Annotated in this window: 12 protein-coding genes; 1 reads left to right on the forward strand and 11 read right to left on the reverse strand. The window is 42.0% G+C overall.

Annotated elements, in window-relative coordinates:
• Window positions 1-12: 12 nt before the first annotated feature.
• The 5 genes from AC623_RS16620 to AC623_RS16640 all read right to left on the reverse strand — a co-directional run bounded on the left by AC623_RS16620 (window position 13) and on the right by AC623_RS16640 (window position 4642).
• The gene (locus tag AC623_RS16620; protein ID WP_049664574.1) at window positions 13-720 is read right to left on the reverse strand and encodes an ABC transporter ATP-binding protein; all 708 of its coding nucleotides are present in this window, start codon (window positions 718-720) and stop codon (window positions 13-15) included.
• A complete protein-coding gene (locus AC623_RS16625) occupies window positions 713-1501 on the reverse strand; it encodes an ABC transporter ATP-binding protein (RefSeq protein ID WP_049664577.1) in 789 nt (262 codons plus the stop codon). Before AC623_RS16625 ends, AC623_RS16620 begins: the two co-directional genes overlap by 8 nt.
• Entirely contained in the window at window positions 1491-2441 is a 951-nt protein-coding gene (locus AC623_RS16630) for a branched-chain amino acid ABC transporter permease (RefSeq protein ID WP_049664580.1), read from the reverse strand. Before AC623_RS16630 ends, AC623_RS16625 begins: the two co-directional genes overlap by 11 nt.
• A 13-nt stretch (window positions 2442-2454) precedes the next feature.
• On the reverse strand, window positions 2455-3330 hold the full coding sequence (locus AC623_RS16635) for a branched-chain amino acid ABC transporter permease (RefSeq protein ID WP_049664583.1): 876 nt from the start codon (window positions 3328-3330) through the stop codon (window positions 2455-2457).
• Between the two features lie 115 nt (window positions 3331-3445).
• Window positions 3446-4642, reverse strand: coding sequence for an ABC transporter substrate-binding protein (locus tag AC623_RS16640; RefSeq protein ID WP_197091022.1), 1197 nt, complete (start codon window positions 4640-4642; stop codon window positions 3446-3448).
• 505 nt (window positions 4643-5147) lie between these two features.
• Here AC623_RS16640 and AC623_RS16645 point away from each other — a divergent pair.
• The gene (locus AC623_RS16645; protein WP_049664585.1) at window positions 5148-5753 is read left to right on the forward strand and encodes a DedA family protein; all 606 of its coding nucleotides are present in this window, start codon (window positions 5148-5150) and stop codon (window positions 5751-5753) included.
• Between the two features lie 118 nt (window positions 5754-5871).
• On the opposite strand, the gene AC623_RS16650 is transcribed toward AC623_RS16645, so the two are convergent.
• The 6 genes from AC623_RS16650 to AC623_RS16675 all read right to left on the reverse strand — a co-directional run bounded on the left by AC623_RS16650 (window position 5872) and on the right by AC623_RS16675 (window position 12846).
• Window positions 5872-7755, reverse strand: a complete 1884-nt coding sequence (locus AC623_RS16650) for a XylR N-terminal domain-containing protein (RefSeq protein ID WP_049664589.1) — start codon at window positions 7753-7755, stop codon at window positions 5872-5874.
• Window positions 7756-7775: 20 nt separating this feature from the next.
• Window positions 7776-9287, reverse strand: a complete 1512-nt coding sequence (locus tag AC623_RS16655; protein WP_049664591.1) for a 4-hydroxyphenylacetate 3-hydroxylase family protein — start codon at window positions 9285-9287, stop codon at window positions 7776-7778.
• 242 nt (window positions 9288-9529) lie between these two features.
• Complete coding sequence (locus AC623_RS16660) at window positions 9530-10222, reverse strand: ABC transporter ATP-binding protein (protein ID WP_049664594.1); 693 nt, start codon at window positions 10220-10222, stop codon at window positions 9530-9532.
• Window positions 10216-10986: an ABC transporter ATP-binding protein gene (locus AC623_RS16665; RefSeq protein WP_049664596.1), complete on the reverse strand. Its 771-nt coding sequence runs from the start codon at window positions 10984-10986 to the stop codon at window positions 10216-10218. Before AC623_RS16665 ends, AC623_RS16660 begins: the two co-directional genes overlap by 7 nt.
• A 19-nt stretch (window positions 10987-11005) precedes the next feature.
• Window positions 11006-11977 carry a branched-chain amino acid ABC transporter permease gene (locus tag AC623_RS16670; RefSeq protein WP_049664599.1) on the reverse strand — a complete coding sequence of 324 codons (972 nt, stop codon included), beginning with the start codon at window positions 11975-11977 and terminating at the stop codon, window positions 11006-11008.
• Window positions 11974-12846 carry a branched-chain amino acid ABC transporter permease gene (locus AC623_RS16675; RefSeq protein ID WP_049664602.1) on the reverse strand — a complete coding sequence of 291 codons (873 nt, stop codon included), beginning with the start codon at window positions 12844-12846 and terminating at the stop codon, window positions 11974-11976. The genes AC623_RS16670 and AC623_RS16675 overlap by 4 nt, the downstream gene beginning before the upstream one ends.
• Between the last annotated feature and the right edge of the window lie 23 nt (window positions 12847-12869).

The raw sequence follows: 12869 nt of genomic DNA on the forward strand, positions 1-12869 counted from the left end.
AACGATGCTATTTTAATGACCACCAAGATAGGCCATTTTCACTTCTTCACTTGCTTGTAATTCTTCCGCTGTTCCAGAAATAACGATTTTTCCTGTTTCTACTACGTATGCCCGGTTAGCAATAGATAACGCCATGTGGGCATTTTGCTCAACAAGTAAAATGGTCGTTCCGTCACGATTAATTTCTTCAATAATTCGGAAGATCGTTTGGACGAGCAGTGGAGCAAGTCCCATGGAAGGCTCATCTAATAAGAGAAGCTTCGGACGAGCCATTAGTGCCCGCCCCATAGCGAGCATTTGCTGTTCTCCACCGGAAAGTGTTCCAGATAACTGCTTTTTCCGTTCTTCTAGGCGAGGAAAAAGTTCATATACCTTGGCGAAGTCCTGACGAATCCCAGCAGAATCATTTCTTAAATAAGCACCGAGCTCTAAGTTTTCTTCTACTGTCATATTCGCAAATACACGGCGTCCTTCAGGAACATGAGAAATGCCAGCTTTCACGATAGTTTGCGCAGGCTTTCCGGCAATCGACTTGCCAAGGTACTCAATCGTACCTTCCTTTGGTTTTAGCAAACCGGACAACGTTTTAAGCAGTGTACTCTTTCCTGCTCCGTTGGCGCCGATTAGCGTCACAATTTCTCCTTCGTTTACATCAAGAGAAACTCCTTTTAGCGCTCGGATATTTCCGTAATTCACGTTAATTTCATTAACTTTAAGCATTGGCACTTTCCACCTCCTCACCTAAATAGGCTTCGATCACCTTCGGATGGTTTTGAATGAAATCTGGTTCTCCGTCAGCAATTAACTGGCCATGATCCAATACATAAATCCGTTCACATATCCCCATTACTAGCTTCATATCATGTTCAATCAACAGAATCGTTAAATTAAACTCTTTACGGATAAAGGCAATCAAGTCCATCAGCTCTGCCGTCTCTTGCGGGTTCATACCAGCGGCCGGCTCGTCAAGCAATAACAGCTTCGGTCCAGCTGCGAGCGCTCTCGCAATTTCTAATCTTCTTTGTTGACCATAAGGAAGATTCTTAGCTACTTCGTCTCTTAAATGGTCTAGTTTAAAAATTTTAAGAAACTGAATTGCTTTCTCTTCCATTTCCTCTTCCCCTTTAAAATAAGAAGGAAGCCGCAAAATAGAGCTTAAGATCGAATGCTTAGCCAGCGAATGATAGGCTACTTTAACGTTATCAAGGACAGAAAGTTCATTAAACAGCCGGATATTTTGGAAGGTACGGCTGATTCCCCCACGCGTAATTTGATAAGGAAGCAACCCATTAAGGCGTTTTCCATCGAACCATATATCTCCCTCTGTCGGAACATATACGCCTGTCAGCAAGTTGAAAGTAGTTGTTTTTCCAGCGCCATTTGGTCCAATTAACCCAATCAATTCCCCTTGATGAATTTCAATATTAATGCCTGACACGGCCTTCAAGCCGCCAAATTGAATACCGGCGCCTTGAACATGAAGCAATGGCTTACTTGCCATATGAGTTTCCTCCTTTCGCATTCGTCCATTTGCCGAAATAATCCGTGATTTCTTTTGTTCCCATTAATCCTTGTGGACGGTACAGCATAACAATTACAAGCACAAGGCTGTAAATGATCATACGCGTTTCTGGATAATCCTGAAGGAATGTTGATACAATTGTCAGCAAGATCGCTGAGATCACAGCTCCAGACAAGCTTCCGAGACCACCTAAAACGACAAAGATCAAGATATCAAAAGACTTCAAAAAACCGAAGTTTGTCGGTTGAATGATGTAGAAGTTATGAGCATACAATCCACCGGCAATTCCAGCAAAAAAGGAACCGAGTGCAAAAGCAGCAACCTTATAATAAGTTGTATTGATTCCCATTGCATCCGCCGCGATTTCATTTTCCCTAATAGCAATACAGGCACGTCCATGACGAGAGTTCGTAAAGTTTACAATTACGAGAATCGTAATCAACAGGCAAATAAAAGCATAGGTCCAATCTGTCAAATGCGAAACTTGCATACCTGCAGCGCCGCCAACGTAATCAATATTTAGAAAGACAATCCGGATAATTTCGGCGAATCCCAATGTAGCAATCGCTAAATAATCACCTTTTAAACGCAAGCTCGGAATGCCAACCATTAAGCCAGCCACAGCAGCGACAACTCCCCCTACAATTAAGGCAGCTATAAAAGGAAATTCCAGCTTCATCGTGCAAATAGCCGAAATGTAAGCGCCTACAGCTAAGAAGCCAGCATGACCGATGGAGAACTGACCGGTAATCCCAATAACTAAATGCAGACTAACAGCTAAAATAATATTAATGGCAATGAATATTAACGTATTCGCATAGAACGGATTCAATGATCCGGAATTAATCAGAAATTGAACGACTCCATAAACAACTAACGAGAGAATAATAGATAACCAAAACCCTTTAGCTTTTTTCATCTGTCTGTCCCACCTACACTTTCTCTCTAGTATTTTTGCCAAAGAGGCCAGACGGTTTGAAAATAAGAATTAATATCAAAATGATAAAGGCTGCAGCGTCTCTCCATAAAGAATAACCAAAAGCACTAACCACCGTTTCGACTACTCCCAGTACGAGACCACCAACCATCGCTCCTGGAATAATGCCAATCCCGCCTAATACGGCAGCAACGAAAGCTTTTAAGCCCGGAATAACTCCCATCAATGGGTCAATCTTTGTGTAGTAAGTTCCAAAAATAACTCCTGCTGCCCCCGCTAATGCAGATCCAATCGCAAATGTAAAAGAAATCGTTCGATCTACATTGATCCCCATTAAACGAGCTGCTTCCGCATCGAAAGAAACCGCCCGCATTGCTTTACCCATTTTCGTACGATGAACGATAAATTGTAAGATAATCATAAGAATAATAGAAACAGAAAGAATTAATAAAGACTGGCTGCTAATATTGACGCCAAAAATCTCAAATGTTTTGCTTGGCAATACGTTTGGATAAGCTTCCGGCTGGGCTCCCCGAATGTAAATGACCCCATATTGAATAAAAAGCGATACCCCGATCGCTGTAATTAAAGCAGCAATTCTCGTCGCATTACGGAGCCGCTTATAGGCCACCCGCTCAATGACGACTCCAATGATCGCACAAACTGCCATTGCTAGTAAAAGTGCTGGAACAAAGCTCAATCCCCAGCCTCCAATAGCATAAAATCCGATAAATGCCCCAATCATGAAGACTTCTCCATGGGCAAAGTTGATCAACTTAATGATCCCGTAAACCATCGTATAGCCAAGGGCTATTAATGCATAGATACTGCCGAGTGATATGCCGTTAACCAGCTGCTGTATCCATTCCATGATTCTCACTCCTCTTAAAACTTTTTCACCTGATTATTTTTGCCGATGAAAAAACCGAAATGGGAGGATGCTCCTCCCATTTCTCACATACTAGCATGATGGACAATTGTTCATATTAAGGATTGATTTTTGTTTTAAAGACTTGCTTTCCGCCTTTGTATTCTAAAACAGTTGCACTCTTAATAGGATTGTGGTTTTCATCAATTGTAAAGTTACCTGAAACAAGTGCTAGATTGTTTGTTTCTGCTAAAGCATCTTTAATTTTTGTAGAGTCAGTGCTTTCTGCACGCTTAATTGCATCAGCTAACAAGTAAACAGAGTCATAGCCAAGAGCATTAAACGCATCTGGTGCTTGATCTTTATTCTTCGCTTTAAATGCTGCTACGAATTTTTGGATCTTTTCATCTGGATCTTCAGAAGAGTAATGGTTTGTGATAAACGTATTGTTTAAGGCATCCGCACCCGCTAATTCTACAAGCTTCGGTGAATCCCAGCCATCGCCGCCCATGAATGGTGCAGTGATTCCCATTTCACGCGCTTGTTTGATGATCAAGCCTACTTCTTCATAGTATCCAGGAATGAAAACAAACTCCGGATTTGCTGCTTTAATACGTGTTAATGTAGAACGGAAATCTGTATCCTTCGCTACATATGCTTCTTGAGCAACAACTTTTCCGCCTGCTTTTTCAAATGTTTCTTTAAAGGAAGCTGCTAGTCCTTTTGCGTAATCACTGGCACTATCTGCAAAGATGGCCGCATTTTTCACTTTTAATTCTTTAGCTGCAAAGTTGGCTGCCACTGTGCCTTGGAACGGGTCAATAAAGCATGTACGGAAAATAAACTCATTTACTTTATTATTCGTTCCCACAGTTACGTTCGGGCTTGTGCCAGAAGGAGTAAGAAGAACTGTTTTGTTATCATCAGCTATTTGAACCTGTGCCACGGAGTTACCGCTTGTAGCCGCTCCGATGATAGCTGTCACTTTTTCCTGGCTTGTCAACTTGATAGCCGCGTTCGTTGCCTCAGCTGCGTCGGATTTGTTATCTATTTTAACGACTTCGATCTTTTTACCGTCAATCCCGCCATCTTTATTGATTTCTTCAACTGCAAGGTCTACCCCCTTGCCGATGGATTGTCCATAAGAAGCTACTGGACCTGACAATTCCAAGTTAGCTCCGATTTTTATAACGTCTCCGTCTCCGGAACCGCCATTACCTGATTCGCTGCCGCCTGCACATCCGGACAGTATGCCCGCTACCAAAGTCGCAGACAAAAGCATGTGTGGAAGCTTCTTTTTAAATATCTTTCGCATCATAATCCCCCTATTTTCTGATTTTTCTAACAAATGAGAGCCTAAGCATGTAAACCAGCTACACTACAATTATTAGAAAAAATCAAATATTTAGTATTACACAATAGTATTTTAATTCAAACTTATTATTTAGTCTATACCTAATTTTCTTTTAATTGATATATTTCTGAATGTTTACTAATATAAGATTTTTCTTTTTTCATGCAACGCTATTGTCCTAGTGAAATTCCTTAAAAACCCATAGGCATTCCCCCATAATCCAAAAGTAATCTTCTTACTTCCAGTAATCTATTTTATGAGCATTCATCACATAATAAAACTAGCTATTTTCCACTTGTTATTTTATTTTTTATACTATCCTTTGCTTTACTAAAACATTATTCATTTTTTAATGCTTTTCTGTCGTCCTAAGATGAAATTAATCTTCTAAAGCAGACTTTCCTAACCCGCTCTCTCATATCATAGTAAAACATTAGCAAAAAATTCTATTGGAGTGGGTGCTTATATGCAAAACTGGATGATCGAGATGATGGAACAGTACGGTTATGTTGGAGTTTTTCTTTTAATTGCCTTTGAGAACATTTTTCCACCGATTCCTTCAGAGGTCATCTTGACTTTCGGAGGAACGATGACGACCTTTTCTTCTTTGACAGTAACAGGGGTTGTATTGGCCGCAACGGGAGGATCTCTGAGTGGAGCCATTATTTTATATAAAGTCGGCAACTTGCTTGACGTGGAACGGTTTGAGAAAGTGATTGACCGCTGGGGGCACATTTTGCGTCTGAATAAGAAGGACATTTACAAGGCTGATCGTTGGTTTAACGATTATGGCTACTGGACGGTTCTCGTCTGTCGGGTTATCCCGCTTGTCCGCAGTCTTATTTCGATTCCAGCCGGCATGGCACGAATGAGGTTTTCGCTTTTTCTGCTTTTTACGGGGATTGGCACTTTTATTTGGAATCTTCTTCTCGTCTCGGCTGGAGCGATGTTCGGAGAGTCTTGGGAGCAAATTGTTCTTTTTATGGACATGTACTCTACTATTATTTATTCATTGATCGGCTCCATGTTAACTTTTTCAATCTTTATGTTCATATGGAGAAAAAGAAAATAAAAAAAGTGCCCCCTTTGAGACACTCCCAGGCTGTTGACAAACGTTCGCTTTCAGCCAGCCTGATGGTATATAAAATAGACTTTCTCTACAACTTTAGAATGTCCTCTTTGAAAGAATCCTAGATGGTAATTTCTCCAGCGACAATCAATGCCTTTAATGTTAACAGCAATTCATAGCTTACTTGCGGATCGCGTAAATCTTTACCAAGCAAGGACTCTATTTTTTCCACTCTGTATCGTAAGCCGCTCATGGAGAGAGCTAGATCTTGCATCGTTTTCTCAAGATTGCCGCCATTCATTAGAAAGATATACAGTGTTTTCATCAGCTCATTCTTTTTGGCTCCCTCACTTTCAAAAAGTGGACCTAACAAGTAGCAGGCTTTTTGCTTGATAGCCTCTGTATCTTGTGAGCTTAATAAGATTCCTGTTACGCCAAGCTCTTCAAAAAAGGTAATAGGCTCTTTATAAGCACCGATCTTTAAGGACATGGCAGCTTCATTGTAAAAAGTAGCCGCCTGCTCGATTTGCCGGCCTTTTGTGCTGACGCCTATTCGGAATAAGCAAGCAGGATACAAACCGTTCAGATGATCAATGAGCCGGCTGCACAATTCCTGCAGCTTATTCTCTGCTGTTGAAGCGTCTATTTGAACGAGCAAAATAATATTCCCCCCGCGCTGACCGGTTATAAGCTGGAGCTTTTGGTGTTTAAAATAATGCAAGATGGTTTCCGTCAATTGTTCATAAAAAAACAATTCGCTGGCCATGTCGCTTTGCTTACTCTGATGGGTTAATACCATTATGCGAAAAGGCAAGTTCAAATCCATGTTCATATAACGGCCCCGTTTTAGAACCTCTTGTTTCGATGAGAAATAACCGTTCAAGACTTGTTCAAGAAAATGACCTTTCATTCTCTCCATCGCTTCAAAACTCGTCTTTTCATTTAATAGATAGAGAGAGCAGACGGCAGCTGCCCTCTCTAAAATCATGGAATCAACTTTAGGAAGTTCACTGATGCTGCTTTCATAAATAAATGAACAATAACCAAATACCTTTTTTTGCAGTCTAATAGGTGTAACCAGGCGTTGATGCTGTCCAGCTGTCAGTTTCTTCGTCTTTTTAATCTTCCTTTCAGCCTCACTGTGCTGCAGAATCTCCTTAAAGTCCGCCTCGATTTTCTCGTGTTCTTCCTCTGTTAAACCGGCACAAGCAAGCTTCTCAAATTGAGGATTTTCAATGACGAGGGGGCAGCCTGTTGTTTCATATACTGCTGCTGCGATCGATTGCAAATCTTTACCGTTGATAATTTCTTCTGTCAGCCTTTCATGAATCATCGCCGTCTTTTCTAAGTTATTGCGTTCTTCAAGCAACAGATTATACGTAACTTCCAATTCTTTTACAATCGTTTTATTTTCGTAGTAATGTAATTCCTCATCCACTTCTCCCTGCCAGCGATGAAGAGATTTTCCGATATAACGGCATACCGGATCGCCCATTCCTTTGCAGGCTACTTCTCTAAAAATAACAGTGTGGCCACAAACCGTTGAATAGTACCCGCTTGCATACCCGATCAGCGTATGGCAAACAGGCAGCTTTTCCCTCCCAAACTGGCGGATATTCTCTTCAGCTTCATAGGAGCTGAACCACGTTCCTTCTACGTGGACATCCTTAACCTGTTCATTAGGTTGAAGGTGAATTTGAAACTTCGTTGTCTTTGCTTTTGTGTAGCCTTTTAATGCATGGAAGATGGAGCCTTGTTTTAATACCTCTTGTATAGAAGAAAAATCTTTTTTCAGCGCCCGTTTTGCATCGTTTACCCCAAGATTCCAGCCGTAACGAATGAGGAAACCTTTCATTCGTTCAGTCCCGATATTTTCTGCCAGATCTTTACGAAGCGTGCCAAAAACAGCTGCAGATGTCAATACGATTCTTTCATCATCCAACTGTATAACACCCTCTCGTTCTGACAAATGGAGAGAAGTCTCCGAAAAGATCTGATTACTCATGCATCATCACCTGCTCACTATTATTCTGTAACAACCGGTCTCTTGTGCGCGTTAACCCACGTGTCAGTCGTCCAGCCAGAAAGATCGTATTCACTCATTGCTTGATCAACAAAGGCTTTATATTTTGCCGTTTGACCTGACATCTCTGCATTTCTAAGTGTCTCTAGCCGAATATTTTCATGGTTGCCAGCGTAATTGAGTTCGTACAATTCGTTGCGGCCGCCAAACTCTGTGCCGAGGGCATCCCAAATCAATTTCATCAGCTTTACCCGTTCTAAAGCATCAATCCCTGATCCTTTATAATATTGGTCGAGATACTGGCGGAGCTCTGGATTCTCGAAGTCTTTCGCGCTAGAAGGAAGTTGTATTAATCCACCAGCTACTACTGTTTCAAAAATTTCTTTTACCCTTGGCCATACCATCGGGGCCAGCACCCGATAGGCTGCAGCCGACTGCCCATTCGGCAGAACTACGCCATTCTCTCCCTTTTCTGGATCTGTTGCCATCGCTGTCGAAAGCGCCCAAAACATATTTCTCCAAGCGAGCACTTGACCAATATTCGCTTGAACCCCTCTAAATCCCTTCGTGCCAGAGGCTTCTGTCGCTTTAATTAATAAACCTGCCATGAAGTCCAGCTTCACCGCAAAACGGGTACATCCGTGGAATGTGTAGCGATTCATCCAACCAGTTTTTCCGCGAAAGCCGTTCGCAATTTCAATATTGCGATACGCTAATACGTTTTCCCATGGTACCAATACCCGATCCAGCACAATCACCGCATCATTTTCGTCAAAACGGCTCGAGAGCGGATAGTCAAAAGGGGTTCCTGACTTTGCTGCCATCAGCTCATACGATTGCCGGCTAATGATTTTCAACCCTGGTGCATTCATGTCAATAAAGAAAATTAAAGCGTGATCTAAATCATCCTCAGCCAGGTCAACAGGTGAGTAATTCGCCACAAAGTTATAATTCGTAATCGCCGCAGAGGTTCCCACCATTTTGGCACCGCTTACAATAATCCCGTTATCTCGTTCTTCTATGACACGGACAAATACATCTTTATTTTCGTGAAGCGGCTTGGAACGATCCATTTGCGGATTAATAATCGTATGATTGCAAAACGGCACTTCTTTCGTTGTTTTTTCATACCATCGGCGCGCGTTATCTTCAAATCCTCGATAAAAATTGGCGTATGGCTTTAAATGAGCAGAAAAAGCTGCTTTGTAATCAGGTGTTCTGCCCATGAAACCGTAGCTTAACTTCGACCACTCGGCGATGGCGTCCCGGGCCTCTAGGAGTTCCTGAGCACTTGTAGAAGGTTTAAAAAACTTCTGTGTTGTGTGCCCCTCTTCTGTTTTCGTTGTCAAAATCGGCGCTGTTTCTGGTTGATGAAGAGCATCATATAACCTTGCCATTGATCGCACAGAATTTTGATAGGCAGGATGTGTCGTAACATCCTCGATTTTTTCTCCATTTAAGTAAACAACACGCCCATCTCGCAAGCTCTCTATATACTCTTGGCCATTCATCATAATAAAACCTCCCTGTTATCAGAAAATTCTTTCTGTTCCTTTTATGATAATGAATAGCCGATCACTTTCCTACAACAAAAACTAACTAAAAAACAATCAATGTTAAACATTTTTTGCTTAATTTCTTAGAGCAATAAAAAGCGGATTAGCATCCTAACATCCGTACCGATAAGAATGTCAAAGAAGCTGGTCTTGAAGGGTTCCTTCTTATCCCCTTTCAGTGCCAGCTTCCTTTTCACAAATCAAGAGCTTAACGATAAAAATTGATTTCTTACATTATGATCAAATTCCTCAGCGGGACCTTCAAATATTACGGTTCCCTTATTTAAAATGTAGACATAGTCAGCTAAGTCAGCAGCCATGGCTAAATTTTGTTCAACTAACAGCATAGACAGTCCCTCTTCTTTTAGTTGTTTGATAATCTTGATCACTTCTCTTACCATTAGGGGAGAAAGCCCTTCTGACGGCTCATCCAGCAGCAGAATTTCTGGATTTGTCATTAATGCCCGGCCAATCGATAACATTTGCTGTTCTCCGCCGCTCAAATTCCCTCCCATTGAAGTCTGCCGCTCTTTCAATCTCGGAAACATTTCATAGACCTTCCCAATCGTCCAGCCGCCTCTAACTGGTCTGTGTGTAGTCAATAAATTTTCTTTCACCGTTAGATTAGGAAAAATCCGTCTTCCCTGTGGAACTAATCCGATTCCCGCCTTTGATATTTCATGGCTCGGCTTTTGTTGTATTTCCTTCCCGCTCAACGTGATCGTTCCTTTTTTAGGTGGGACAAATCCAATAATGGAATGGAGAGTCGTTGTTTTTCCCATGCCATTTCGGCCAAGCAGGACGGATACAGATCCTTTTTTCACATGTAAAGATACTCCGTGCAAAACATGACTTTCCCCATAATACGTATGGATGTTTTGAACATCTAACATACTAACTCATCCCCGCTTCCAATATAGATTTCATTCACCCTCTCATCTGCTCTCACCTTCTCCGGCTCTCCTTCAGCCAGCACACCACCGTTATACAATACAACCATTCGGTCTGCTAAACCGAATACGATGTCAAGATCATGCTCGATGATCATTAATGTCAGGTCTCTTGGAAGCTTGTAAAGCAAATTCACAATATAGTCTGTTTCCGATTGAGACATTCCAGCCGTTGGTTCATCCAGTAACAAAATGGAAGGTTCCATCGCTACACCTAACAAAATTTCAATTTGACGCTGTTCCCCGTACGACAAATTTTTAATGACGGCATTCCGCTGATGAAACAATCCCCATTTTTTAAGCAATTCATCGGCTTCCTCATATAAGCGGGGATATTTCTTTATGCTGCGCAACTTATACCATACTTTTCCAAATCCTTGTTTTCTTTGTAAGACGAGCAATAAATTTTCTAGTACAGTAAGCTCGTTTAATAAATTATTTTTCTGGAATGTACGGACAATTCCATTTCGGGCCCGCTTATAATTTGGCTGTTTCGTTATATTATGGCCATAATGATAGATTTCTCCGACGGACGGTTCCAGGTCACCCGTTAGCAAATTGAAGAACGTCGTTTTCCCTGCCCCATTGGGTCCGATAATACCGATGCGCTCCCCCTTCTTTACTTCAAGAGAAATATCCTTTAAAATATGCAATCCTCCAAAGCTTTTACCTACTCTGCTAATGGTTAAAATATGATCTGTCTGCATCCTCTCACCTCAACTTTCACTAGGCTGCCCGCGATTTCTTCTCGTTCACAACAGATGGTTTATTCGTGAAACGCCTATACAGGCTTTGTCCGATTCCAACCATTCCTTTTGGAAAAAAGACAACAAAGGCAATCAATACCGCCCCTAGAATCAGCATCCATAGACTCGTATAAGAGCTGACAATTGTTTCTAATATGACGATCAGAGCTGAACCGAGAACAGGGCCGAGCATCGTTCCCGATCCGCCAACTAATACCATGATCAGCACTGTACCAGACATCGTCCAATACACATCTGATGGCGCAATAAACCCATTAAAATACGTATATAGCGTACCAGCGACCCCGCCAAATACACCCGCAATAATGAAGGCCGAGTACTTATAAAGGCTTGTGTTGTAGCCCATTGACTTTACTCGTGTTTCATTTTCACGAATACCAATCAGTACTTGTCCGTAAGGTGACTTTACTGTTATCCTAAGCACTGCATACGAGATCATGAATATGGCAAGTACAAGGTAAAAAACAAGAACAGGATTTGCAAAACTAAATGCGCCAATCTCCGGCTTTGGTATACCTGACAATCCATTCGACCCGCCCGTTAAATTTGTAGACTGATGGATGAAGGAATAGATCATTTGCGAGAATGCCAATGTAAGCATCAAAAAATAAAAGCCATTTACTTTCATACAAAATGCGCCAATAATAGCCGCAAAGAGAAGTGACACGAAAGCGGCAATCCCTAACGTAGCAAGTAAATTAGCAGAGAAGTGTTGAGCGACGAGCGCTGCTGTATAGGCACCAACACCAAAAAAAGCAGCATGGCCTAAAGAAACGAGCCCTGTAAAACCAACTAGAACATTTAAACTTAAAGCAAAGATAGCTAAGATGAGAATTTCAGATAGTAAGTTTAAGTGAAAAAGCGATAAAATAAACGGAGTGGATGCTAAAGCAAGGAAGGAAATGAGAAATTTAACATATGTGTTTTTCATGAGTGCGCCACCTGCTTTCCTAACAGTCCATTCGGCTTAAAAACAAGGATGACCGCCATGAGGCCAAATACTAGGAACATGCTGAGCTCAGGAAGCAGAAACCGGCTGAACGTCTCAACCAATCCGACGAGCAGGCTCGCTGCCAGCGTGCCGCCAATCGTCCCTAACCCGCCAATGACTAGAACGACTAAGGCAAGAATCAATGTTTCAAACTCCATACTTGGATAAATCCCGAGCACAGGCGCCGCCACTACTCCCCCGAGTCCAGCTAAAATTCCGCCGATCACGAAAACTACTGTGAACACGAGCTTAATATTGATCCCAAGTCCGCCGATCATTTCTTTGTCACTCAACCCTGCCCGAATAATCGCTCCCCATTTTGTTTTCTCTTGAACCGCCCATAATAAAACAGCAATGATAAGACCAATGAAGATAACCGCTAACCGATACACCGGAAAAGCCTGTCCGAAGATAGTTGCTGTGCCGGCAAGAGAGGAAGGAACAGCTACTGACAGGACATTTGACCCCCACATCGAGGAGGCTAGATCATGAAAAACATACGCCAATCCAAAAGTTAACAATACTTGTGACAGGTGTCCTAAATGATAGGTGGGGCGGAGCAAAATACGCTCCACCGCCAAAGCAATCAGGGCCACTGCAACTGGGGCCACAACTAACGCGATCCAAAAGCTTTGCGTGTATGTCGCCGTCAATGAGTAGGCAATATAGGCACCAAACATATAAAGTGAGCCGTGTGCGAGATTAAGCACACCTAAAATCCCAAAAATAAGAGAAAGCCCACACGTAATCATAAACAGCAGCAAGCCGTACGATAGACCATTTACTAACTGCGCTCCGAGAATATCCACGATAAGTCTCCCTCCTGTGTATG

This window comes from Bacillus sp. FJAT-27231, assembly GCF_001183975.1.
GTDB classification, from domain to species: Bacteria; Bacillota; Bacilli; order Bacillales; family Domibacillaceae; genus Pseudobacillus; species Pseudobacillus wudalianchiensis.

What these genes read in the sequence shown, in the direction of transcription:
- AC623_RS16655 (WP_049664591.1), bottom strand. Translation starts at nt 9,287, where the DNA reads ATGATGAATGGCCAAGAGTATATAGAGAGCTTGCGAGATGGGCGTGTT.
- AC623_RS16640 (WP_197091022.1), bottom strand. Translation starts at nt 4,642, where the DNA reads ATGCGAAAGATATTTAAAAAGAAGCTTCCACACATGCTTTTGTCTGCG.
- AC623_RS16635 (WP_049664583.1), bottom strand. Translation starts at nt 3,330, where the DNA reads ATGGAATGGATACAGCAGCTGGTTAACGGCATATCACTCGGCAGTATC.
- AC623_RS16625 (WP_049664577.1), bottom strand. Translation starts at nt 1,501, where the DNA reads ATGGCAAGTAAGCCATTGCTTCATGTTCAAGGCGCCGGTATTCAATTT.
- AC623_RS16665 (WP_049664596.1), bottom strand. Translation starts at nt 10,986, where the DNA reads ATGCAGACAGATCATATTTTAACCATTAGCAGAGTAGGTAAAAGCTTT.
- AC623_RS16670 (WP_049664599.1), bottom strand. Translation starts at nt 11,977, where the DNA reads ATGAAAAACACATATGTTAAATTTCTCATTTCCTTCCTTGCTTTAGCA.
- AC623_RS16660 (WP_049664594.1), bottom strand. Translation starts at nt 10,222, where the DNA reads ATGTTAGATGTTCAAAACATCCATACGTATTATGGGGAAAGTCATGTT.
- AC623_RS16630 (WP_049664580.1), bottom strand. Translation starts at nt 2,441, where the DNA reads ATGAAAAAAGCTAAAGGGTTTTGGTTATCTATTATTCTCTCGTTAGTT.
- AC623_RS16650 (WP_049664589.1), bottom strand. Translation starts at nt 7,755, where the DNA reads ATGAGTAATCAGATCTTTTCGGAGACTTCTCTCCATTTGTCAGAACGA.
- AC623_RS16620 (WP_049664574.1), bottom strand. Translation starts at nt 720, where the DNA reads ATGCTTAAAGTTAATGAAATTAACGTGAATTACGGAAATATCCGAGCG.
- AC623_RS16645 (WP_049664585.1), top strand. Translation starts at nt 5,148, where the DNA reads ATGCAAAACTGGATGATCGAGATGATGGAACAGTACGGTTATGTTGGA.